Origin of the sequence: Bacillus changyiensis, from assembly GCF_027706145.1 — a bacterium.
Classification (GTDB): domain Bacteria; phylum Bacillota; class Bacilli; order Bacillales; family Bacillaceae; genus Bacillus; species Bacillus changyiensis.
The window spans coordinates 293,908-317,538 of sequence record NZ_JAQFWW010000002.1 but is presented as its reverse complement, the minus strand read 5'-3'; the positions used below and the strand labels follow the sequence as shown (position 1 = coordinate 317,538).

Genomic DNA, 23,631 nt, shown 5'->3' with positions numbered 1-23,631 from the left:
GGTTTTCATCAATCTTTTACTTTGGTATAAGCCTCATCTAAATGCTGAATCCGTTTTAAGACAACTGCGTTTTTTGTCAATTGATCTTGAACAAGCGTTGAGACGACCGAGCGGTAATAGCTGTTCATCGCATGAATCTTATCCTCGTTTGGATTCATTTCAATATGTGCCCTTAAATTTTCTATGAAATACGGTACTGAAAAAAGTTCTGTCATTTAAAAAACACTCCTTTAAAAGTCTATACGGTATGGAATGAATCGTGTAAACTAATGAAGAGAGGGGGAAAGCTCATGAACTTGCATGTTCAGCAACAACAAACGATAAAGCTTTATTTAACCCAAAACCTGACACAAGCCATTCAAATTCTGCAGTATACTTCAGCCGAACTAAACAATCAGATTGATGAACTCTCACTGGAAAACCCTCTTATTGAACGAAAAGATTCTGATATTCCTCGATCATTTTACCATAAAACAGATCAGGTTTTACAAAGACCTGAAACAGCAAAAACTCAGGAAGATTTACAAACCGCTCTAAAACGCCAGGCGCTCGATTTACAACTATCAAAACGAGAAACACGAATTTTTCAATACTTGATCAATTCCCTTGATACAAACGGTTATTTAACAGAAAATCTATTCGTTATCGCGTCTGATTTGTCTGAAACGAGTGAAGAGATTGAAAAAGTTCTCGTAAAATTGCAATCTCTTGAACCAGCAGGAGTTGGCGCCCGTTCGCTGCAGGAGTGTATTCTCATCCAATTGCAACGCCTGCCAAAAGAAACAGCAGCTGCAGAAGAAGTCATCTCCAGTTATTTTGAATTGTTCGCAAACAGAGCTTGGAAAGAGCTCTCTGCTAGAACAGGACTTTCCCTAGCAGAGCTACAACATATTCAAGATCTGATCACAGAGCTTTCACCACGACCTGGTTTGGCATATGAAGCTGATGAACGAAGTGTTTATATCGAACCAGATGTACTGATTTTTATTCGAGACGGTATCGTGATGTTTGAGCTCAACAGTCGTTCATTTCCGGACATTCAATTACACTCATTTTATGAACCATTCTTGAATCGAGGAGCAAAAGATGACACATCCGTCTTTTTGGCTGACAAATATAAACAGTGGAAATGGCTTGATCAGGCGCTCAGACAGAGAAGAGAAACAATGACTAAAGTGATGGGAGAAATTATTGCTTGCCAACAAAATTATTTTCTAAAAGGAAAAGACGACCTTCAACCATTAACATTAAAAGAAGTTGCCGATGTTCTCGGAGTTCATGAATCAACGGTCAGCCGAGCGGTAAAGGGGAAATATGTGCAAACTCCTTATGAGCTTTGCGAACTTAAACGCTTTTTTTCAGCAAAAGTTAAAGATGCAAGTGTCGGTCATACTTCCAACCAGACAGCCAAAGCGAAACTCCTTTCTCTTGTTGAAGAAGAAAATAAAATGAAACCGCTTTCAGATCAAAAGCTAGCTAATTTATTAAAAGAGAGGTATGGCATTGTGATTTCAAGACGAACGGTCGCCAAGTATCGAGATCAGCTCAATATTTTGCCTTCATCTATCAGAAAACGTTATTAACAAAGGCTAAAGTCCGTGGTCTTTCTCCACGGACTGTTTTTCTGCCTTTTATGGAATCATCCATGAAAACAAATGATGTTGCAAAAACGTGATCAAACAGACAAGAAACAAGAGAAATATACTATGTTTCAGTGTAAAGCGGAGCAAGTCAGATTCTTTACCTGTCAGTCCGACAGCGGCGCAGGCGACTGCGATCGATTGTGGGGAAATCATTTTTCCGGTGACTCCACCTGAGGAATTAGCTGCCACTGCTAAAACAGGCTCCATTCCGACCGATGATGCCGTCACTTTTTGTAGGCTGCCAAACAGGAGATTTGCAGATGTATCAGACCCTGTAATAAACACACCAAGCCAACCAAGAACAGGTGAAAAAAATGAAAACATTGTACCAGTCATTGCCAATGACATGCCAAGTGTTGTGCTCATCCCAGAAGAGTTAACTACATAAGCAAAGCCGACAACAGCTGCAATTGTCAAAACCGGTTTTTTTAATTCCTTCAGCGTGTCTATCAATACAGCTCCCCACTCTTTCCAAGACACGGCTGTTACAAATTTAGTAAGCACTGCGGCAAGTAAGATTGCGGTCCCGACTGAACCAAGCAAATCGAGTTTATAAAGGGCTTCAATCGGTTTTCCGCTAGAATCAATAATTTGATTGTCCAGAAAAGGCACACGAGGAGCAAATGATAACCGTTCCCCAATCTCATTAATGAACAGCAGAAATGAGTTGTCCCCTGTATAATGTCCAGTCAATGCCTTTTTCATGGAAGGTATTCCCCAAATAGAGACAAGTGCTGTAAGCAATAAAAACGGCAACCATGCTTTAAAAACTTGTCCACCTGAATGTGTTTGTTTATCACTGTTGAGCTGTCTAGCTTCTTGTCCTGCCGCTGTTTCTTTTTCATAAGCAAATTTAAATATTCTTTTTGGTTTCCAGAATTTTAAGAAAATAGCAAGTGCAACAAGTGATATGATCGCTGACAATATATCGGGCAGTTCAGGTCCTAAGAAATTTGAACTGAGATACTGTGTGAACGCAAAGGAAATACCTGACACTAAGATGGCTGGTAAGACCTCTAAAGATCTTCGAAAACCACTCATCATCACAATTAAATAAAACGGAATAAAAATAGACAAAAACGGCAATTGTCGGCCAACCATTTTTGAAATTTCTAACGCTGGAATCCCGGTCGGTCCCTCGACTGCGATAATCGGAATCCCGATCGCACCGAAGGCAACTGGTGCCGTATTAGCAATCAAGCAGATTCCTGCGGCATATAAAGGGTTAAACCCAAGTCCTACAAGTAATGCAGCGGAAATCGCGACCGGTGCCCCAAAACCTGCCGCTCCTTCTAAAAAAGCCCCAAATGAAAACGCTATCAAAAGTGCTTGCAAACGACGGTCATTAGTAATTGATAGAACCGAGCTGCGAATCACTTTAAACTGTCCAGTTTTAACTGTAAGCTTGTACAAAAAGACTGATGTGACAATGATCCAGCCGATTGGCAACAGTCCATATACCGCCCCTTGAGTTGCTGACATCACAGCTTTTTCTGCCGGCATACCGTAAATGAAAATGGCTAATACCACTGTGATCAGCAAAGTGGTGATCCCTGCTGTGTGACCCTTCATTCTTTTGATAGCCAAGGCCCAAAAAAAATACAAAATCGGTATCAGCGCGGCTAGTGAAGAGAGCAACAAATTGTTCCCCAATGGCGTATAATCTTGTGTCCATCCCATATTCAATTCCCCCTTTGTCGATCATGGTCTTTAATCATCAGATGACATGATCACAAGACCAATCATTTAGCATTATATTAATGATTGCCATAAAATACAATCCTTTTTTCATGTTGGAAAGAACGGTATAATATGAAAAATGAAGCACGAGCCTGAGGTGAAAAAAATGAAGTACAAGCAAATCAAGACGAAAAAAATCTATGAAGAAGTGGCTGAAACATTGCTTGAAATGATTAAGACTGGGGACCTTCAACCAGGTGATAAACTAGACTCCGTTCAATCGCTAGCAGAAAGCTTTGAAGTGAGTCGCTCTGCAGTTAGAGAGGCTCTGTCCGCTTTAAAAGCAATGGGAATCGTGGAGATGAAGCAAGGAGAAGGTACATATGTACAAACCTTTGAACCTGAACAGATTTCCACCCAGCTGTCTGCTGCTTTGCTCATGAAAAAGAACGATGTCCGTGATCTACTTGAAGTTCGGAAAATTCTCGAGATTGGTGCTGTCTCTGGAGCAGTACAAAAGCGGACTGAAGTTGATCTAAGGCGAATGAAGGAAGCGCTTATTAATATGAAAATGGCAGATGGAAATGATGAACTTGGTGAAAAAGCTGATTTTGCATTTCACTTAGCGCTTGCCGGTGCTTCACAAAATGGTTTGTTAAAAAGCTTAATGAACCATGTCTCATCCCTTCTATTAGAAACGATGAAAGAAACACGCAAAATTTGGCTGTTTTCTAAAAAGACAACGATGAAACGCCTTTATGAAGAACATGAAGCCATCTATATGGCTGTGAAAGAACAGAACCCCAAAAAAGCAGAAAAAGCGATGCTAGAGCACCTAACAAATGTTGAAAAAGTGCTGGTCGCTTATTTTGAAGAAACAGGTCAAAGCAGATCCCAGTGATCTGTTTTTTTGATGAGTAAACTTCCAATAACCCCCTTTCCAAAAAAATGAACAAGGTGTAAGATGGAAGAAGAAGGTTTTAAACATCAGATGACCTGATTTATTTCAACATGGGGAGAGGGGATTCATATGAAAGTTTCACTGTTTGTCACATGTTTGGTTGACATGTTTCAGACAAATGTCGGAAAAGCAACTGTTGAATTGCTGGAACGGCTCGGTTGTGAAGTTGATTTTCCGGAAAGGCAAACTTGCTGCGGTCAACCCGCCTATAATAGCGGATATGTGAAAGACGCCAAAAAGGCGATGAAACAAATGATTGAAGCATTTGAACACAGCGATTATGTTGTCAGTCCATCGGGGTCATGCGCGTTTATGTTTAAAGAATACCCGCACATCTTCAAAGATGAACCTGACTGGGTGGAAAAAGCACAGAGGTTGGCTAATAAAACATACGAATTAACGGATTTTATCGTTCATGTATTGAAAATAGAGGATGTCGGAGCGCATCTTGAAAAAAAGGCGACTTATCATACTTCATGCCATATGACAAGATTGCTTGGCGTATCAGATGCACCAATGAAACTGCTCAGCCATGTCAAAGGATTGGAATTCATACCATTACCAAATAAATATAACTGTTGTGGATTTGGGGGCACTTTTTCTGTGAAAATGTCGCAAATCTCTGAGCAAATGGTCGATGAAAAAGTGGCATGTATCGAAGAAACCGCTGCTGATGTTTTAATTGGGGCAGATTGTGGCTGTCTGATGAATATCGGAGGTCGGATCGAAAGAAAAGGTAAGCCTATCCAAGTGATGCACATTGCAGAGGTATTAAACAGCAGATAACACATCAAGGTCATGTACAGATAAGGGGGAAAATGGTCATGGCAATGAAGATTGGAACAGATAAATTTAAAGAACGTGTCGCAAAAGGGATTGAAAACGATTTCATGAGAGGGGCAGTCTCAAGTGCCCAGGAACGGTTAAGAGCGCGGCGTCTGGAAGCAGCCGAAGAACTAGGAAACTGGGAAGAATGGCGGTCGTTAGCTGAAGAAATGAGACAACATGTGCTAGAGAATCTTGATTATTATTTAGAACAGCTTGCCGAAAATGTCGCCAAAAAAGGTGGGCATGTTTTTTTTGCGGAGACCGCTGAAGAAGCATCCTCCTACATACGTGATGTCGTGAAACAGAAAAACGGTAAAAAAATCGTTAAATCAAAATCGATGGTCACAGAAGAAATAAATATGAATGAAGTACTTGAACAAGAGGGATGTGAAGTTGTTGAAACCGATTTGGGCGAGTACATCCTGCAAATTGATCATCAAGATCCACCGTCACATATCGTTGCACCAGCACTTCATAAAAATAAACAACAAATTCGCGACCTTTTTAAAGAACGGATCGGTTATCATCAAACAGAAAAGCCTGAAGAGCTTGTCCTGCATGCCAGAGCCGTACTCAGAAAGAAATTTTTGCAAGCGGATATTGGGATAACCGGCTGTAATTTTGCTATTGCAGATACTGGTTCTGTCAGTCTTGTGACAAACGAGGGGAATGGCCGCTTAGTGTCTACCATTCCGAAAACACAAATTACCGTAATGGGCATGGAACGAATTGTTCCATCTTTTCATGAATTTGAGGTACTTGTCGGAATGTTGACAAGAAGTGCCGTCGGACAGCGGCTGACAAGTTATATTACGGCGCTTTCGGGTCCTAGGCTGCCTGATGAAGCAGATGGTCCTGAAGAATTCCACCTTGTCATCGTTGATAATGGACGGTCAAAAATTCTAGGCAGCGAATTTCAATCTGTTTTACAATGTATTCGCTGTGCAGCGTGCATCAATGTTTGTCCGGTTTATCGTCATGTTGGCGGACACTCTTACGGTTCGATCTATCCAGGTCCAATCGGTGCTGTATTATCACCGCTTCTCGGAGGATATGATGATTACAAAGAGCTTCCATATGCCTCATCATTGTGTGCAGCGTGTACCGAAGCTTGTCCTGTCAAAATTCCTCTTCATGAGTTGCTCTTAAAACACCGGCAGCAAATTGTTGAAAAAGAAGGGCGGGCACCTATTTCTGAAAAGTTGGCCATGAAAGCATTCGGATTGGGTACATCAACACCAGCTCTTTATAAAATGGGATCGAAATGGGCACCTGCGGCCATGAAGCCATTTCAAGAGGGGGAAAAACTCACGAAAGGACCGGGGCCATTAAAACAATGGACGCAAATTCGTGATTTTCCTGCACCAAATCGTTCAAGGTTTCGTGACTGGTTTCAAGATAGGCAAACAGGCACTAAGGGGGAAGACCGATGACAAAAGGAACTATCCAACATCAAGAACGTTTTTTAAATCGGATTGCACATCAACTTGGTCGTGAACGAAGAACAGCAGGTGTCACTGTCCCAGATTACACTTATCAACCACAGTACCGGGTGTACCAAGGCTATTCTGTAGATGATCTTCTCGTAGTATTAAAAGAACAATGCGAGAAGATTCATACCGAATTCATTGAAACAGACACCGTCGGATTGGATCAGGCTTTAGATAAACAAGTAGCGCGATTCGGAGGCGGGCCTGTCATTGTTCCAAAAGATGATCGTTTTAGGCAGTTTGGGCTGTTCGATCTGTTAATGGACAGCTGGCCACAAGTAGGCACAAAGGTGTGGGAATGGGATGCTGCTGCAGGAGAGAAAAATATCGAGCAGGCTGAACAAGCAAACATTGGAATCACCTTTAGTGAAATCACCCTTGCCGAATCAGGTACTGTTGTCCTGTTTAGTTCAAAGGACAAAGGGCGTTCGGTTAGTCTATTGCCAACGACATATATTGCAATTGTTCCGAAGAGCACAATTGTGCCAAGAATGACACAGGCAAGCGAGATCATCCAGCAAAAGCTTGCGGACGGCAGTGTCATCCCGTCTTGCATCAACTATATTACAGGACCAAGTAATTCAGCTGATATTGAAATGGATTTAGTTGTCGGTGTCCATGGACCTATTCAAGCGGCTTATATTGTGGTGACAGATCGATAAAACGGATGTAAAAAATCGAACAGGGAAACCGTGAAAATGGTTTCCCTGTTTAACTTCTTAAAAGAAAGTATCCTAGTTTAGTGATAAAAAACAATGAAGAAACAATCAGTAATGTTCGGGTAATTAAAATTCCATCACCTGTCAGTGAGTAACCGGAAGGCTGCAATAGCTCCGGTCGGAAACTAAGAAAGATGGATACAAACAGAGCAAGAATAATGAAAAGGGCGGCAGGAATCCGATTAGTAGATTTCACAATAGATCACCTCAGCTGTACTTGATGTTTCTACTGTAAATCAAGGTAGGACATGAATCAATAAAATATTAGAATAACACGTAATCTTTCAAAGCTTTTGCCACACCGTTATGATGATGATCGTCCGTTACATATGTCGCATATGCTTTAACACTTTCATGAGCATTACCCATTGCAATACTGACCCCTGCTGCTTCGAACATTGGGATATCATTGAAATTGTCACCAATTGCAACGGTATGTTTAAGTGGTATCGTGAAAAAGTTTGCTAAAAAAGTTAAGCCAAATCCTTTATTTGTTTGCGCATGACCGATTTCTATCGCTCCTAGGCTTCCAGATGTCATCGATAAATCATGGCGTTTGTTAAGTTTGATAAGTAAGCTGTCTCGTTTCTCTTTTCGATAAGAAATGGCGTTTATTTTATAAATACGTAATGTGGATAGATCCACTTCGTGAAAGTGGTTCACAAAGTGAATTTGTTTTTGAGCAAATAAATTCTTCATCTCGCGTTTATAAATAGCAGCTGTGGCAGGATCTAATCGTTCTTGCTCAGCTAATCCACATTCAAGAATCTGCCGATCATTTTTTTTGATGAGGATGCCTTTGTCAGTATATAATTCGCAGAGCAAGCACTCATTCTGAATAATTTCAATTAATTCTCCAACTGTCTTATGAGGGAGGAGCAATTGTTTTAATAATCTATTATGATAAATTACTCCGCCATTCCCACTAATAATTGATGCATTCAGCCGATAATGTTCGAGAATTTGTGAAATATCATGATGGGATCTTCCAGAACAGATCGCGATCCGGTGCCCTTTTTTCTCGGCTGCTATCAACGATTCAATGTTGGTATCACTAATTGTTCCATCTTCAGATAATAATGTTCCATCCATATCAATTGCGATTAATTTCATCGAAACCTCCAAGTATTTCTACGTCATTCATAAAAGGCCATAACCTATATGAGTAAATGACTGAGCATCGATTAGCTGACATTATTTTATGATTCTAGTAAATCTTTTGTAGTAATCTTCAACATCATAATTGATTTCTGAATCCGTAATAATACCAGTAATATTTTTTACATTATAGAAAGAAAAAAATGCTTGAACATTAAATTTTGTGCTATTGGCCAAAACATAGCGTTCATGTGCATGATCTAATATGACTCGTAATCCATTCCCTTCTTCTTCGTTTGCAGTTGTCATATTCAAATCAGATATGCCATTTGTTCCAACAAATGCTTTCGTCACTTTGATTTCATTTAATAATTGATTAGCAAAATAGCCAACAAAGGTTCCGGTTCTTTGGCGATAACGTCCACCGCTTAATACAACGTCAAAATTGGAGCGATCTTTTATTCGATTAAATACATGAATTGAATTTGTAATCACATTTACATGATTTGCATTTACATATTCGAATATAAAGTCATTCGTCGTACCTGAACTAATAAAAATAATGTCATTGTCTTTTATAAGAGAGGCACATTTTTTTGCGATCTCTTTTTTCTTTTCTACATTGATCGTTTGTTTTTGACTATTGGTTAATTCAGTATAAGTTGAAACCGTTTTTTTTTTTTTTGCACCACCGTGAACTCTCATCAGTAACCCACGTTCTTCTAGTTCAGATAAGTCTCTTCTAATTGTTGTTTCAGTCACCTTTAATGTTTCGGATAAATCAGAAACTTCAACAATACTTTTTTTTCAATTGAATCTAGTATGAGATGAAATCGGTCTTCTTTTATCATGAACTCCTGTTTTTGCCTCCTTATTTGTTTGTTATTGTTCGTTTTGTAAATTAAGAATAAATTGAAACCAACTTTTTGTCAACTTCTAAATAAAAGCGAATATATCAAGGGGGAACTTGGGCTTATGAAGAAAAAACAATCTGTTTTGTAGATCATTGACAGCTATAAACGAACATGATAATCTAACATCATAGAACATTTTCAAACATTATAAAAGCTGAATAGTTGTTAAAATAATATCGATAATGTTTGAAACGAAATGATTATTTATTAAAAATAAAGAAAAGAGGAGTAAAGATGAAAGTACTCATTGGCGCAGATCAAGATGGGATACATTTAAAAGAAGTATTAAAAGATTACCTGACCAAACAGGGGTATGAAGTGATTGATCAAACACCAGAAACAAATCTAGACTTTGTTGACTCCACTACACGTGTTGTCCAAGCACTCCTTGACAATAAAGGTGATCGCGGTATTTTAATTGATCAGTTTGGTGCCGGTTCATTTATGGCAGCGAATAAATGTAAAGGGATGATTTGTGCAGAAGTTTCTGATGAACATTCCGCCAAAATGACTCGCAATCATAACAATACAATGGCGATTGCTCTAGGATCTGGCATTGTTGGTGAAGAATTAGCAAAAGCTTGTGTTGATGCATTTTTGAAATCTGAATATGCTGCAGGACGTCATCAAATTCGTGTAGATATGCTAAATAAAATGTGCTAAGGAGGAAAACAATATGAAGATTGCTATAGGTTGTGACCATATTGTAACGGATATAAAAATGCAAGTCTCAGATTATCTGAAAAGTCAAGGGCATGATGTGATTGATGTTGGTACTTATGATATGACAAGAACTCATTACCCGATATTCGGGAAAAAAGTAGCTGAAGAAGTTGTTGCCAGTAAAGCAGACTTAGGTGTGGTTTTATGTGGAACAGGAGTTGGTATTTCCACCTCTGCTTGTAAAGTGCCTGGCGCTCGTGTAGCACTTGTCCGTGATTTAACAACAGCAAAATATGCAAAAGAACAATTAAATGCCAATGTGATTGGGGTTGGTGGAAAGATTACCGGATTGCATGTTATCCAATCCATTATTGATACTTTCGTTGAAAGCGAATACAAAGAAACTCCTGACAATCAAAAGTTAATTAAAAAAATAAATGATTTAGATCATGCAACAGAAAATCAAATGGGAAATCAGCATTTTTTTGATGAGTTGCTTGCAAAATGGGATCGCGGAGAATATCACGATTAAGTGATGATATAAAGGAGAGTTGTTCATGCTGTTAGCCGTCACCTTAAATCCTTCTGTGGATATTTCTTATCGCCTTGATCAACTCAAGCTCGATGATGTCAATCGAGTTGCTGATACTAGTAAAACAGCAGGCGGAAAAGGATTAAATGTTGCTAGAGTTGCTCATTTATTAGGGATGGACGTCATATCCACCGGTGTACTAGGCGGATCATTAGGTCAATTGATTGAAAGATTGCTAGATCAAGACCAAATGAAACACCAGTTTCTTCATACAAATCAAGAACCTAGAAATTGTATTGCTATTTTACATGAGCAGATGCAAACAGAAATTCTTGAATCTGGTCCGACATTAACCAAAGATGACCAGAAGCTGTTTTTAAACCATTTTCGTCAGCTGCTGAACAACATAGCAGTGGTCACGATTTCAGGTAGTATTGTGAATGGATTCACAAAAGACGTCTATTCTGAGATGTTACAGATCGCTCGAGAAAATCATATTCCAGTTATTTTAGATACTTCTGGTGAATCATTAACAGAATCATTGCGGAATAAAAAAGCTCTACCATATTTAATTAAGCCGAATGTAAATGAGTTAAGACAAATCTTGGGTTGTTCCATTGGGAATGACCAAGCTGAATGGAAAAAAATATTGAACCATCAAATGTTTGCTGGCATTCCATGGATTGTTGTCTCACAAGGTGCAGAGGGAGCTTTCGTTAAACATGAAAATGTTTTTTATCATGTTGAAATTCCGAGAATTAACGTTGTCAATCCGGTCGGCTCAGGAGATGCAACTGTGGCCGGATTAGCCAAAGCGATCGAAATGAATCTCAATGATGAGTTTGTTTTGAAGTACGGTATGGCTGCTGGACTTCTCAATGCAATGGAGGCGCAAACAGGTTATGTGGATCAAGCAAAATTTACTCATTATGCAAGTCTAGTGGAAGTTCAAAAACTTTAATGGAGTGACTGGCATGTTAAATATATCAAAGGGTAAATATGAAGGATTAAAAAAACTTTCTGATGAAAATGGAATTATTGGGGCGTTAGCAATTGATCAGCGCGGATCTTTGCAAAAAATGATTGCCTCATACAATGAAGGGAATCATGTCCCATCTAGCTTAGAACGTTTTAAAGTACTTGTTTCAAAAGAACTAACACCATATGCTTCTTCTATTCTATTAGATCCAGAATTCGGTTGGACTGCAGCTGAAAACAGAGACCAGAACGCGGGGTTGCTTGTTGCTTATGAAAAAACAGGCTATGATGCTTCCATTGAAGGGCGTCTCCCGGATCTTCTGCCAAACTGGTCTGTTAAACGTTTAAAAGAAAAAGGTGCAGATGCCGTTAAATTACTTCTTTATTATGATGTAGATGAATCTCAACAAACGAATGATCAAAAACAAGCATTCGTAGAACGAATCGGATCAGAATGTATAGCTGAAGATCTACCGTATTTCTTAGAAATTGTCTCTTACGATGCCAAAAACAATGATGTGAAAGGTATCGAGTATGCTAAGGTCAAACCTCATAAAGTGAATGATGCTGTTCGTGAGTTTTGCAAACCGCGTTATGCTGTTGATGTGTTAAAAGTAGAAGTACCAGTCAATATGAACTATGTCGAAGGTTTTACCACGGGTGAAGTTGTATATACAAAGGATGAAGCAAAACACTATTTTAAAGAACAATCAGATGTATCCACATTGCCATTTATTTTCTTAAGTGCTGGTGTTTCAGCAGAGTTATTTCAAAAAACACTTGTATTTGCTAAAGAAGCAGGGTCTACATTTAATGGTGTATTGTGCGGTCGTGCCACATGGAGAAATGGCGTTGAACCGTTTGCGAAATTTGGCAAAGAAAAAGCGACAGACTGGTTAAAAAATGTCGGTCGTGAAAATATTAAGAATTTGAATCATGTTTTAAAAGAAACCGCTTCTCCATGGTGGTCACAGTATGGAACAAAAGAATCTGTTGTTGTAAAATAAAAAATAGATGACAAGGACTGCTGAATGGGGCAGTCTTTTACTTCGTTTCAATTAAACCGCTTACAATACGCTCTCTATTAGGTTGACATCACTATACCAGTTATTGTACATTGCAATTAACAATGCTAATAAATGTAGGTGTCTAAATGATTAAAGAAGAGAGATACCGAGCGATTCTTGCTATGCTCGATAAAAATCAGACGGTTGAAGTTGTAGAATTGGCAAAACAACTTGATGTAACAGATATGACGATTCGCAGAGATTTACAGGCGTTAGAAAATGACGGACTGTTGATCCGTGTTCACGGAGGAGCGAAAAAAAGAGATTCTCATTATATCGAATTATCTCACAATCAAAAGCAAGATATTAATGTTGAATTTAAAAAACACATCGGTAAGATTTGTGCTGATCTCATTTCTGACCATGATACTGTTTTTATCGGTTCCGGAACAACAAGCGATTCCATCTTTGATTATTTAGGTGATAAACATGTGAATGTAGTGACAAATTCTATTAATGTTTTTCAACGTGTTCAAAATATGCCTAATATTGAAGTGATACTAACCGGTGGTCGTTACCGTAAAAAAACCGGAACTTTTTATGGATATTTTGCAAATAAGTTATTAACTGAAATTAAAGTAAAGAAAGCTTTTATTGGTACGAATGGGATTTCTGGAACAAACATCACAACAGCTAATGAAGAAGAAGGTTACGGTTTACAGCTTGTTTTGAATCATACAATTGATCGTTATATCCTTGCTGATAGCACAAAGTTCTCAATAGAAGCATTTTTTACATTTTATGATGTGAGAGACATTACAGCACTCATTACAGACCATCAATTGAATTCTCATGTTGAAGACTATTATAGTAAATATACGAAAATCATAAAGTGATGATTGTCTATAAATAGATAAGGCAATCATTGTTCTTCGTGTCAGCGCTTTCTTTGGGCGGACCGACTCGATTGACATGAAAAAGTTATAGAAGTTCTCTGAAAAAGTACACTTGATCGTCAATATTTCAAAAAATGGGCGCTAAATAGTTGAATAAAAAATATGCCCCTGTTACAATAATAGGTGAAAGCAGGAGTAATTTTTTTTTGGCTGAGGTGGGACGTTTTCAGTCACAGTGGGACATTATTAGTCCACTACGAGATGAAAGGACCGTTTTAGTATGAATCAACTAATACAGGCTCAAAAAAAATTATTACCAGATCTTCTTGAGGTCATGCAAAAAAGATATGAAATTTTGCAGTACATAAGGCTGACTGAACCGATCGGCAGAAGAAGTTTGGCCGCCAGTCTCGGAATAAGCGAGCGTATTTTAAGGGCGGAGGTTCAGTTTTTAAAAGAACAAAATCTTTTAGAGATTAAAACAACCGGTATGACACTCACGACAGAAGGATCTGACCTGCTGAAAATTTTAGAAGAGACAATGAAAGATGTTTTAGGTTTAAATGTTTTGGAAAATACGTTAAGAAAGAGATTAAATCTAGAACAAGTCATCATTGTATCTGGAGACAGCGATCATTCTCCATTAGTTAAAAAAGAAATGGGAAGAGCAGCTGTCGCATGTATGAAAAAAAGGTTTCAAGGGGAAAATATCGTCGCTGTAACAGGTGGGACAACTCTCGAAGCCGTCGCTGACATGATGACGCCTGACTCAAAAGACCGTAAATTTCTGTTTGTTCCTGCAAGGGGCGGACTTGGTGAAAATGTCAGGAATCAGGCGAATACGATTTGTGCGCATATGGCTGAAAAAGCTTCCGGTACATACAAGTTGTTATTTGTGCCGGGTGAGTTGAGCAAAGAAGCATATTCATCTATCATTGAAGAGCCTTCCATAAAAGAACTATTAGAAATTATTCAATCGTCCAGTATGGTGATCCATGGTATCGGGGATGCTACAACTATGGCGAAACGAAGAAATACACCTGAGGAAGGTTTAAAGAAGATAGAAGAAAAAGAGGCTGTTGCAGAGGCATTCGGCTATTACTTTGATAGCAATGGAGAGGTTGTTCATAAAGTGCACAGTGTTGGTATTCAGCTTGAGGATCTTGATTCGATCCCAAATATCATTGCAGTGGCTGGTGGCTCATCAAAAGCGGAAGCAATAGAAGCCTACTTTAAAAAACCCCGCAATACGGTTCTTGTCACTGACGAGGGAGCCGCAAAACAGTTATTAAGGGAAGTTTCTTCCCTCAATATAAAATAAAAAATTCTTTCATTTACTTAAAGGAGGAAATCATCATGGCAGTAAAAGTCGGTATTAATGGTTTTGGACGTATTGGACGCAACGTATTCCGTGCAGCGTTAAATAATCCTGAAGTTGAGGTAGTAGCAGTTAACGATTTAACAGACGCTAAAATGCTTGCTCACCTATTACAATATGATTCAGTACATGGAAAATTAGATGCAAAAGTTTCTGTTGACGGTAATAACCTTGTCGTTAACGGTCACACTATCGAAGTAACAGCTGAACGCGACCCTTCTAAATTAAGCTGGGGAAAACAAGGTGTTGAAATCGTTGTTGAATCAACTGGTTTCTTCACAAAACGTGCAGATGCAGCAAAACACTTAGAAGCTGGTGCGAAAAAAGTTATCATTTCAGCTCCTGCAAGTGAAGAAGATATCACAATCGTTATGGGTGTTAACGAAGATAAATATGATGCAGCTAACCATCAAGTTATCTCTAACGCATCTTGTACAACAAACTGCCTTGCACCGTTTGCAAAAGTACTTAACGATAAATTCGGAATTAAACGTGGTATGATGACAACTGTTCACTCTTACACAAACGACCAACAAATCCTTGATCTTCCACACAAAGATTACCGTCGTGCACGTGCAGCAGCTGAAAGCATCATTCCAACAACTACAGGTGCAGCGAAAGCCGTTTCTCTTGTATTACCTGAACTTAAAGGTAAATTAAACGGTGGAGCAATGCGTGTTCCAACTCCAAACGTATCACTTGTTGACTTAGTTGCTGAACTTGACAAAAACACAACTGTTGAAGAAGTAAATGCAGCACTTAAAGAAGCAGCTCAAGGCGAATTGAACGGTGTTCTTGGATACAGTGAAGAGCCTTTAGTTTCTAAAGATTATAATGGTAATGCAAACTCTTCAACTGTTGATGCACTTTCTACAATGGTTATGGAAGGCAACATGGTTAAAGTTATCTCTTGGTATGACAACGAAAGCGGATATTCTCACCGTGTCGTTGACCTTGCTGCTTACATTGCTAAAAAAGGTCTTTAATTCAAAAGGATCAGATTTGGTTCTAAAAGTAAGAGAAACGCTATAATGAAAGCGGACAGGGGAAGGGGATACACACTCCCTTTCCCTTTTTTCAACGTATAGCATCATCAAAAGCAATTAAAGGAGGATCTCCTGAAGTCATGAATAAAAAATCAGTAAAAGACATTGATGTAAAAGGCCGTGTTGTTTTTTGTCGTGTTGACTTTAACGTGCCAATGAAAGATGGTAAGGTGACAGATGAGACAAGAATCCGTGCTGCAATTCCGACCATACAATATTTAACAGAGCAGGGAGCAAAAGTCCTTCTTGCGAGTCACTTAGGTCGTCCAAAAGGCCAAGTTTCTGAAGAACTTCGCTTAACACCTGTTGCAACTCGTCTTGGAGAATTGCTAGGCAAAGATGTAAAAAAAGCGGATGAAGCTTATGGTGACGCTGTAAAAGCGCAAATTTCTGAAATGAAAGATGGCGACATTCTTGTTTTAGAAAACGTCCGTTTCTACCCAGGAGAAGAAAAAAATGATCCTGAACTTGCAAAAGCATTTGCTGATTTAGCGGATGTTTATGTGAATGATGCATTTGGAGCGGCTCACCGTGCTCATGCTTCTACTGCAGGCATTGCTGAGCATCTTCCAGCTGTAGCGGGCTTCCTGATGGAAAAAGAGCTTGAAGTACTTGGTAAAGCATTATCAAACCCTGAACGTCCATTTACAGCAATTATCGGCGGAGCGAAAGTAAAAGACAAAATCGGTGTAATCGAAAGTCTTCTTGATAAAGTAGATAATCTCATTATCGGTGGTGGCCTTGCTTATACTTTCGTTAAAGCACAAGGACATGAAATTGGAAATTCCTTGCTTGAAGAAGACAAAATCGAGTTGGCTAAGACTTTCATGGATCGGGCGAAAGAAAAAGGTGTAAACTTCTATATGCCAACAGATACCCTAGTTGCTGATAAATTTGCAGCTGACGCCAATACGAAAATTGTGCCTGTCAGTGAGATCCCAAGTGATTGGGAAGGACTTGACATCGGAACAGAAACAAGCAAAACGTATGCAGATGTCATTAAAAACAGTAAGCTTGTTGTTTGGAACGGACCGATGGGTGTCTTTGAAATCGATGCGTTTTCTAAGGGAACAAAAGCAGTAGCTGAAGCTTTAGCAGAGGCAACAGATACATACTCTGTGATCGGTGGAGGAGACTCTGCGGCTGCCGTTGAAAAATTTGGTCTTGCTGATAAAATGAGCCATATTTCAACAGGTGGAGGAGCTTCACTAGAATTCATGGAAGGCAAAGTACTTCCAGGTGTCAAAGCATTAAACGATAAATAAGTAAAAAAACACTGCATAAGGAGTGGAGCACATGAGAAAACCAATTATAGCTGGTAACTGGAAGATGAATAAATTGCTTTCTGAAGCTGTCAGCTTTGTCGAAGAAGTAAAATCTGCTATTCCTGCAGCAGATAAAGCGGAAGCTGTTGTCTGTGCACCAGCATTATTCCTTGAAAAGCTAACATCAGCTGTAAAGGGCACTGACCTGAAAGTCGGCGCGCAAAACATGCACTTCGAGGAAAATGGTGCCTTCACTGGAGAAATCAGTCCTGCTGCTTTGAAAGATCTTGGAGTTGGCTATTGTGTGATCGGTCACTCTGAGCGTCGCGAAATGTTTGCTGAAACAGATGAAACAGTTAACAAAAAAGCGCATGCTGCATTCAAATATGGCATTGTGCCGATTATCTGTGTTGGTGAAACACTTGAAGAACGCGAAGCAAACAAAACAAACGAGCTTGTAGCAGACCAAGTCAAAAAAGCACTTGCTGGTTTAACGAAAGAACAAGTTTCGGCATCAGTTATCGCATATGAGCCAATCTGGGCGATCGGAACAGGCAAATCTTCAACAGCTCAAGATGCAAATGAAGTATGTGCTCACATCCGTCAAACCGTTTCTGCTGAATTCGATCAAGCTACTGCTAACACTGTTCGAATCCAGTATGGTGGCAGCGTAAAACCTGCAAACATTAAAGAATACATGGCCCAGTCTGATATCGATGGTGCTTTGGTTGGTGGCGCAAGCTTAGACCCGCAGTCTTTCGTTCAACTACTGGAGGCAGGTCAATATGAGTAAAAAACTAGCCGCACTCATCATTTTAGATGGGTTTGGATTAAGAAACGAAACAGTCGGAAACGCAGTTGCCCAAGCGAATAAACCAAACTTTGACCGCTATTGGAACAAATACCCGCATCAAATGTTGACAGCTTCAGGAGAAGCGGTTGGTCTTCCTGAAGGTCAAATGGGGAATTCAGAAGTGGGTCACTTAAACATCGGGGCCGGCCGGATCGTTTATCAAAGTTTGACACGTGTGAACGTAGCCATTCGTGAAGGTGAATTTGAGAAAAATGAAACGTTTCTTGAAGCGATGAAACATGCGAAGGAAAACGGCACAAACCTTCACCTGTTTGGACTGTTGTCTGATGGCGGTGTTCACAGTCATATTCATCATTTGTATGCACTCCTAAAGCTTGCCAAAAAAGAAGGCGTACAAAATGTCTATATTCACGGTTTTCTTGACGGACGTGATGTGGGTCCGCAAACAGCTGAGAAATATATTAAAGCACTGCAAGAACAAATAGAAGAGATCGGTGTAGGCGAAATTGCCACAATTTCTGGTCGCTACTACTCAATGGATCGCGACAAACGTTGGGATCGTGTTGAAAAAGCGTACCGTGCGATGGCATATGGAGAAGGCCCTTCTTATCAAAATCCGCTTGATGTTGTAAAGGATTCATATGCAAACGGAATTCATGATGAGTTCGTCATCCCATCTGTTATAACAAAAGAAAATGGTGAGCCTGTTGCCACTATTCAAGACAATGATGCAGTGATTTTCTATAATTTCAGACCTGACCGTGCAATTCAAATTTCCAACACGTTCACAAATAAAGATTTCCGTGACTTTGATCGCGGTGACAAGCATCCGAAAAACCTTCATTTCGTCTGCTTAACTCATTTTAGTGAAACGGTTGACGGCTATGTTGCATTTAAGCCGGTAAATCTCGATAATACGATCGGTGAAGTGTTATCACAAAACGACTTAAAGCAGCTTAGAATTGCTGAAACTGAAAAATATCCGCACGTTACATTCTTTATGAGTGGCGGACGTGAAGAGAAATTCCCTGGTGAAGAGCGAATTTTAATCGATTCACCGAAGGTCGCGACATATGACTTAAAACCTGAAATGAGTGCTTATGAAGTAAAAGACGCACTTGTAAAAGAAATTGAGGATGAAAAACATAACGCGATCATCTTGAACTTTGCCAACCCTGATATGGTTGGTCATTCCGGTAAAGTGGAGCCGACGATCAAAGCGATTGAAGCCGTTGACGAATGTCTAGGCGAAGTCGTTGATGCGATTCTTGCTAAAGGCGGATATGCAATTATTACGGCTGACCATGGTAATGCGGACGTCCTGATTACAGAAGCAGGAGAACCGCATACTGCACATACAACAAATCCTGTTCCAGTTATCGTGACTAAAGAAGATGTAACACTTAGAGAAGGCGGAATCCTTGGAGATTTAGCACCAACTCTTTTAGATTTACTCGAAGTTGCGAAACCGAAAGAAATGACAGGAACTTCATTAATTCAAAAATAACGATATTAAAGGAGAGAAACAAACATGCCACATATTGTTGATGTTTATGCACGTGAAGTATTAGATTCCCGCGGTAACCCAACCGTTGAAGTTGAAGTTTACACTGAATCAGGAGCTTTTGGCCGCGCACTTGTTCCAAGCGGTGCTTCTACTGGTGAATATGAAGCAGTTGAGCTTCGTGATGGTGATAAAGATCGTTACCTTGGAAAAGGTGTGTTAACTGCTGTTAACAACGTAAACGAAATTATTTCTCCTGAGCTTCTTGGCTTTGATGTTACTGAACAAGTAGCGATCGATAAATTGTTAATCGAACTTGATGGAACTGAAAACAAAGGTAAACTAGGTGCTAACGCAATCCTTGGTGTATCAATGGCTTGTGCTCGCGCTGCTGCTGATTTCTTACAAGTTCCTCTTTATCAATATCTTGGAGGATTCAACTCTAAAACACTTCCTGTACCAATGATGAACATCGTTAACGGTGGGGAGCATGCAGATAACAACGTTGACATTCAAGAATTCATGATCATGCCTGTTGGAGCTGAAAACTTCCGTGAAGCGCTTCGTATGGGAGCACAAATTTTCCACAGCCTGAAATCAGTTCTTTCTTCTAAAGGTATGAACACAGCTGTAGGTGATGAAGGTGGATTCGCTCCAAACCTTGGCTCAAACGAAGAAGCTCTTCAAACAATCGTTGAAGCCATTGAAAAAGCAGGATTCAAACCTGGTGAACAAGTAAGATTAGCAATGGATGCAGCATCTTCTGAATTCTACAACAAAGAAGACGGTAAATACCACCTTTCTGGCGAAGGCGTTGTGAAAACTTCTGCTGAAATGGTTGACTGGTATGAAGAAATGGTTTCTAAATACCCAATCATCTCTATTGAAGATGGTCTTGATGAAAACGACTGGGAAGGTCACAAACTTCTAACTGAACGTCTTGGTTCAAAAGTTCAGCTTGTCGGTGACGACCTTTTCGTAACAAACACGAAAAAGCTTGCTGAAGGTATCAAAAACGGAGTTGGCAACTCTATCCTGATCAAAGTGAACCAAATCGGTACATTGACTGAAACTTTCGATGCAATCGAAATGGCAAAACGCGCAGGATACACTGCAGTCATCTCTCACCGTTCAGGTGAAACAGAAGACAGCACAATCGCTGATATCGCAGTTGCAACAAACGCTGGTCAAATCAAAACTGGTGCGCCATCACGTACAGACCGTGTGGCAAAATACAACCAATTACTTCGCATCGAAGATCAATTGGGAGAAACTGCTCAATTCAACGGAATCAACTCTTTCTACAACTTGAGCAAGTAATAAAAAAATGCTTGGCTGCTATCTTGCAGCCAAGCATTTTTTTGTTTACAGATGATAAAATGGTAAATACACTCAATAAAAGGAGAGGTTTCTAATGCGTTTCAATATCTATACCTTTCTCTTTCTATTTTTAGCAATAGTATCTCATCTAATTGCCATTTTTATTTTTAATCAAGGGGTAGTAGCCTATATTCTCGCGATTCTTTTTTTATTGGCAGCTGGTTATTCAACAAAATTCTCTAAATCAAAGGAATAATAGTCAAACAGGACTTATCAAGCAAACAAACGATTAATTGGTCTAATGCTTACATTCATGCTTTTTACAGTGCCGCAATCATAAGAAGCAAGATGCCAAACGCTCTCTGACCCGATCAGCAAAATTGATTACCAAACGGCCTTTTCGTAGGGTATCTATTTGTGGAGTCATCGATTTCACTCTATATATCTAGAGATGAATCATTTGAGAATGGACTTGTCCTGTTTGCCATCACAACATGATCGAGATGCTGGTTCAAAGTTGTGTATGCCATTTCCCTGCTCTGCCTTATAAGAGAGGGTGGTTAAAAACAATACACTCGCTTTTCTTTTGTTGAAAAGCGAGTGTTTGTTAAAATTACACGTTAAATTGCGTAATTTTTTCTTGAAGGTTTTGCGCCATGTAGGCCAAATCTTCAGATGCTTTGGCAATTTCTGCTGTAATCGATGATTGTTCTTCTGATAACGCTGATGAGTGATTGATCCGCTCACTTGTCTTGACCGAGAAGTCTTGCACTTGCTGAGCAATATCACGCATCTGTTTTGTGTTGTGCGAGACTTTTTGGATGTCATTTGTCACATTCTGAATATTAGCTGTCACGTCATGAATCGATTGATAAATACTCGTAAATGACTCACCTGTTTGTCTAACTTTAGCAATACCAGTATGTGCCGCTTGCTGGCTATCTTTCATCGATTCTACTGAGTGGGAAATTTCATCTTTAATAGATTCGATGGTGGTTGTAATTTCCGTGGAAGCCATTTTTGTTTCTTCTGCTAGTTTACGCACTTCCTCGGCAACGACGGCAAAACCTTTTCCAGATTCACCTGCTCTTGCAGCTTCAATCGCTGCGTTTAAGGCGAGCAAATTCGTTTGTTCAGAAATACTTGAGATTAGGCTGGCCATTTGGTTAATGTCAGCTGATTTTTGTTCAAGTAATTGAATTTTTTCTGCTGTTTCTGTAATTTTCGTATGCAAGTTAGAAATATCTTGGATGACCTCTTGAACTGTTGCACTACCTTCATTTGCAAGTTCGGTTGAGTGAGCGGCTTTTTTGCTCACTTGGACAATTGCTTCAGACATTTTGCTCATTTCGCTTAGCAGTGTTTCACTTGTTTTAGACATTTCCAGTGAAAGAGATCTTTGCGAACCGGCATCATTTGCCACCTCTTGCATGGCATTTGCTGTTTCATGGATTGCTGAAGAAATTTCTTCAGAGCTAGCGGACAGCTCTTCTGCTGTTGAAGCAACTGTTTCTGAGCTTGAAGAAACATCGGTCATCATTGTTTGCAATGCAGATGCAGATTGATTATAAAATTCTGCCATTTGACCGAATTCATCTTTTGAATTTACCTCTGCACGATGCGTCAAATCACCTGTTGATAAGTGTTTCAAATAGCCGTTGATCACTTTTGTATCTTTAGATACTTTTCTTCCTAGCAAAAATATAACAGCGATCATCACAATAATAGTGACCAGACTAAGCATAATAAGCTGCTTGATCAATGTGGAAAGTGAACTGTAAAGCTCATCATATGGAGCGATAAGAACGACTTTCCAATTTGTTTTTGGCAATTTGTCGTAATATAGTTCATATGTCTTTCCATCGATGGAAGTCTGAACTTTGTGTTGTTGTCCATTCTTCATATTTTCCCATTGTTCAGATGTGACAAGATCTGAAGAAATCGTTTCTTTTAATCTTTTCTCTTTATCAGGATTTGATAAATATGTTCCATTTTCATTGACTAAGACCGCATATCCGGTCTTTTGAACCTTAATATCTGAGACAAGCTCCTGAATTGACTCTAAAACAAAGTCACTTGTCACAACACCGCTAGCATTTCCTTTATGATCTTTAAATGATAAAGATGTCGTAATGAAGGTTTGCTTCAATGTCTCATCATAATATGGTGCTGACCAAACGGTTTGATCTGTATTAATTGAATTTTTATACCAGTCTTGGTTGAGATAATTATATGAAGCTTTTTCATAATCTCTTGTATAAACGAGCTGGTCACCATCTTTATATACATAAGGAGCAACAAATTTTTCTTTCTTGCTGTGCATGTAAGGTTCATACCAAATACCTATCCCATAAGTTTGTTTATTGGCAGGTAGTATATTCTGAAAAAATTGACTATACTCTTTTCGGCTTAATGGTGTTTGTTTTGCCTCTGTTAATGCTTTGACTGCTGTAAGATTTCGTTCATGTGTCGTAAGACTTGTGTCAATTTGTTCAATTGTTTTAGAAAGCGTTTCGTCCATTTGCTTAGTAATCATTGTGTTTAACTGATCGGCAGAATTTTTATAGTTGATGACCATCATCACAGATAAAAGGACTGTAATAATAGGTATTAAGATCATAATTTTCAAGAGTATAGGCCAGTTTTTAAAGGCTAAAATCTTCAACGATAACCCTCCTTAATGCTTGTTAAGATAGTTATCGTCATCATCTGTCATATTTTAACTGGATAATAAACCCTCTTTTAAGGGGGAAAGTGGTTTTAATCATTTTAATAGGAATTTATGTTCAAAATTGACAACGTTGGTCTTTTTTTAAAGAAATATGTTATATAATTGAATAAATGCTCGAGAGGAGTGGTTTCTTGAAGAAAAAAAGCATGTGTTCAATCATTTAA

22 protein-coding genes and 1 pseudogene are annotated in these 23,631 nt (G+C 39.2%); 17 read left to right on the top strand and 6 right to left on the bottom strand.

All coding sequences use genetic code 11. The annotated features are described in order from the left end of the window. Nucleotides 1–8: 8 nt before the first annotated feature. On the bottom strand, nucleotides 9–215 hold the full coding sequence (gene yvfG, locus PDT38_RS08890) for a protein YvfG (protein WP_270800644.1): 207 nt from the start codon (nucleotides 213–215) through the stop codon (nucleotides 9–11). A 75-nt stretch (nucleotides 216–290) separates the two neighbouring features. On the opposite strand from yvfG, the gene rpoN reads away from it, so the two are divergent. After that, nucleotides 291–1,583 (top strand): RNA polymerase factor sigma-54, encoded by a 1,293-nt coding sequence (gene rpoN, locus PDT38_RS08885; RefSeq protein WP_270800642.1) that lies wholly within the window; start codon nucleotides 291–293, stop codon nucleotides 1,581–1,583. Between the two features lie 48 nt (nucleotides 1,584–1,631). On the opposite strand, the gene PDT38_RS08880 is transcribed toward rpoN, so the two are convergent. Then, complete coding sequence (locus tag PDT38_RS08880) at nucleotides 1,632–3,323, bottom strand: L-lactate permease (protein ID WP_270800640.1); 1,692 nt, start codon at nucleotides 3,321–3,323, stop codon at nucleotides 1,632–1,634. 166 nt (nucleotides 3,324–3,489) lie between these two features. On the opposite strand from PDT38_RS08880, the gene PDT38_RS08875 reads away from it, so the two are divergent. The 4 genes from PDT38_RS08875 to PDT38_RS08860 all read left to right on the top strand — a co-directional run bounded on the left by PDT38_RS08875 (nucleotide 3,490) and on the right by PDT38_RS08860 (nucleotide 7,264). Then, nucleotides 3,490–4,224, top strand: a complete 735-nt coding sequence (locus PDT38_RS08875; RefSeq protein ID WP_270800638.1) for a FadR/GntR family transcriptional regulator — start codon at nucleotides 3,490–3,492, stop codon at nucleotides 4,222–4,224. 129 nt (nucleotides 4,225–4,353) lie between these two features. Beyond that, complete coding sequence (locus tag PDT38_RS08870) at nucleotides 4,354–5,070, top strand: (Fe-S)-binding protein (protein WP_270800636.1); 717 nt, start codon at nucleotides 4,354–4,356, stop codon at nucleotides 5,068–5,070. Nucleotides 5,071–5,108: 38 nt separating this feature from the next. Next, a complete protein-coding gene (locus tag PDT38_RS08865; protein WP_270800634.1) occupies nucleotides 5,109–6,545 on the top strand; it encodes a LutB/LldF family L-lactate oxidation iron-sulfur protein in 1,437 nt (478 codons plus the stop codon). Beyond that, nucleotides 6,542–7,264, top strand: a complete 723-nt coding sequence (locus tag PDT38_RS08860; RefSeq protein WP_270800632.1) for a LutC/YkgG family protein — start codon at nucleotides 6,542–6,544, stop codon at nucleotides 7,262–7,264. Before PDT38_RS08865 ends, PDT38_RS08860 begins: the two co-directional genes overlap by 4 nt. Nucleotides 7,265–7,585: 321 nt before the next feature. Here the strand turns inward: PDT38_RS08860 and PDT38_RS08855 are convergent, their stop codons facing one another. After that, nucleotides 7,586–8,434, bottom strand: coding sequence for a Cof-type HAD-IIB family hydrolase (locus tag PDT38_RS08855; protein ID WP_270800630.1), 849 nt, complete (start codon nucleotides 8,432–8,434; stop codon nucleotides 7,586–7,588). An 81-nt stretch (nucleotides 8,435–8,515) separates the two neighbouring features. Then, the gene (locus tag PDT38_RS08850; protein WP_270800628.1) at nucleotides 8,516–9,181 is read right to left on the bottom strand and encodes a DeoR/GlpR family DNA-binding transcription regulator; all 666 of its coding nucleotides are present in this window, start codon (nucleotides 9,179–9,181) and stop codon (nucleotides 8,516–8,518) included. Nucleotides 9,182–9,567: 386 nt separating this feature from the next. On the opposite strand from PDT38_RS08850, the gene lacA reads away from it, so the two are divergent. The 12 genes from lacA to PDT38_RS08790 all read left to right on the top strand — a co-directional run bounded on the left by lacA (nucleotide 9,568) and on the right by PDT38_RS08790 (nucleotide 20,992). Beyond that, entirely contained in the window at nucleotides 9,568–9,996 is a 429-nt protein-coding gene (gene lacA / locus PDT38_RS08845) for a galactose-6-phosphate isomerase subunit LacA (RefSeq protein ID WP_270800625.1), read from the top strand. Nucleotides 9,997–10,009: 13 nt separating this feature from the next. After that, a complete protein-coding gene (gene lacB / locus PDT38_RS08840; RefSeq protein WP_270800623.1) occupies nucleotides 10,010–10,528 on the top strand; it encodes a galactose-6-phosphate isomerase subunit LacB in 519 nt (172 codons plus the stop codon). Between the two features lie 25 nt (nucleotides 10,529–10,553). After that, nucleotides 10,554–11,489, top strand: coding sequence for a hexose kinase (locus PDT38_RS08835; protein WP_270800622.1), 936 nt, complete (start codon nucleotides 10,554–10,556; stop codon nucleotides 11,487–11,489). Between the two features lie 13 nt (nucleotides 11,490–11,502). Beyond that, a complete protein-coding gene (gene lacD / locus PDT38_RS08830; protein WP_270800620.1) occupies nucleotides 11,503–12,513 on the top strand; it encodes a tagatose-bisphosphate aldolase in 1,011 nt (336 codons plus the stop codon). Nucleotides 12,514–12,659: 146 nt separating this feature from the next. Then, nucleotides 12,660–13,409: a DeoR/GlpR family DNA-binding transcription regulator gene (locus PDT38_RS08825; RefSeq protein ID WP_270800618.1), complete on the top strand. Its 750-nt coding sequence runs from the start codon at nucleotides 12,660–12,662 to the stop codon at nucleotides 13,407–13,409. Between the two features lie 280 nt (nucleotides 13,410–13,689). Next, the gene (locus PDT38_RS08820; RefSeq protein ID WP_270800616.1) at nucleotides 13,690–14,730 is read left to right on the top strand and encodes a sugar-binding transcriptional regulator; all 1,041 of its coding nucleotides are present in this window, start codon (nucleotides 13,690–13,692) and stop codon (nucleotides 14,728–14,730) included. A gap of 35 nt (nucleotides 14,731–14,765) precedes the next feature. Beyond that, nucleotides 14,766–15,773 (top strand): type I glyceraldehyde-3-phosphate dehydrogenase, encoded by a 1,008-nt coding sequence (gap, locus tag PDT38_RS08815; protein WP_270800615.1) that lies wholly within the window; start codon nucleotides 14,766–14,768, stop codon nucleotides 15,771–15,773. A gap of 140 nt (nucleotides 15,774–15,913) precedes the next feature. Next, a complete protein-coding gene (locus tag PDT38_RS08810; protein WP_270800613.1) occupies nucleotides 15,914–17,098 on the top strand; it encodes a phosphoglycerate kinase in 1,185 nt (394 codons plus the stop codon). Nucleotides 17,099–17,129: 31 nt separating this feature from the next. Next, nucleotides 17,130–17,891 carry a triose-phosphate isomerase gene (gene tpiA / locus PDT38_RS08805; protein WP_270800612.1) on the top strand — a complete coding sequence of 254 codons (762 nt, stop codon included), beginning with the start codon at nucleotides 17,130–17,132 and terminating at the stop codon, nucleotides 17,889–17,891. After that, a complete protein-coding gene (gpmI, locus tag PDT38_RS08800) occupies nucleotides 17,884–19,419 on the top strand; it encodes a 2,3-bisphosphoglycerate-independent phosphoglycerate mutase (protein ID WP_270800610.1) in 1,536 nt (511 codons plus the stop codon). Before tpiA ends, gpmI begins: the two co-directional genes overlap by 8 nt. Nucleotides 19,420–19,443: 24 nt before the next feature. Next, a complete protein-coding gene (gene eno / locus PDT38_RS08795) occupies nucleotides 19,444–20,736 on the top strand; it encodes a phosphopyruvate hydratase (RefSeq protein ID WP_270800607.1) in 1,293 nt (430 codons plus the stop codon). A gap of 94 nt (nucleotides 20,737–20,830) precedes the next feature. After that, nucleotides 20,831–20,992 (top strand): hypothetical protein, encoded by a 162-nt coding sequence (locus PDT38_RS08790; protein ID WP_270800606.1) that lies wholly within the window; start codon nucleotides 20,831–20,833, stop codon nucleotides 20,990–20,992. Between the two features lie 357 nt (nucleotides 20,993–21,349). On the opposite strand, the gene PDT38_RS19425 is transcribed toward PDT38_RS08790, so the two are convergent. Next, nucleotides 21,350–22,168 carry a methyl-accepting chemotaxis protein gene (locus PDT38_RS19425; protein WP_394356258.1) on the bottom strand — a complete coding sequence of 273 codons (819 nt, stop codon included), beginning with the start codon at nucleotides 22,166–22,168 and terminating at the stop codon, nucleotides 21,350–21,352. A 123-nt stretch (nucleotides 22,169–22,291) separates the two neighbouring features. Then, nucleotides 22,292–23,257: pseudogene (locus tag PDT38_RS19420) on the bottom strand (PDC sensor domain-containing protein); the annotation flags it as partial. Between the last annotated feature and the right edge of the window lie 374 nt (nucleotides 23,258–23,631).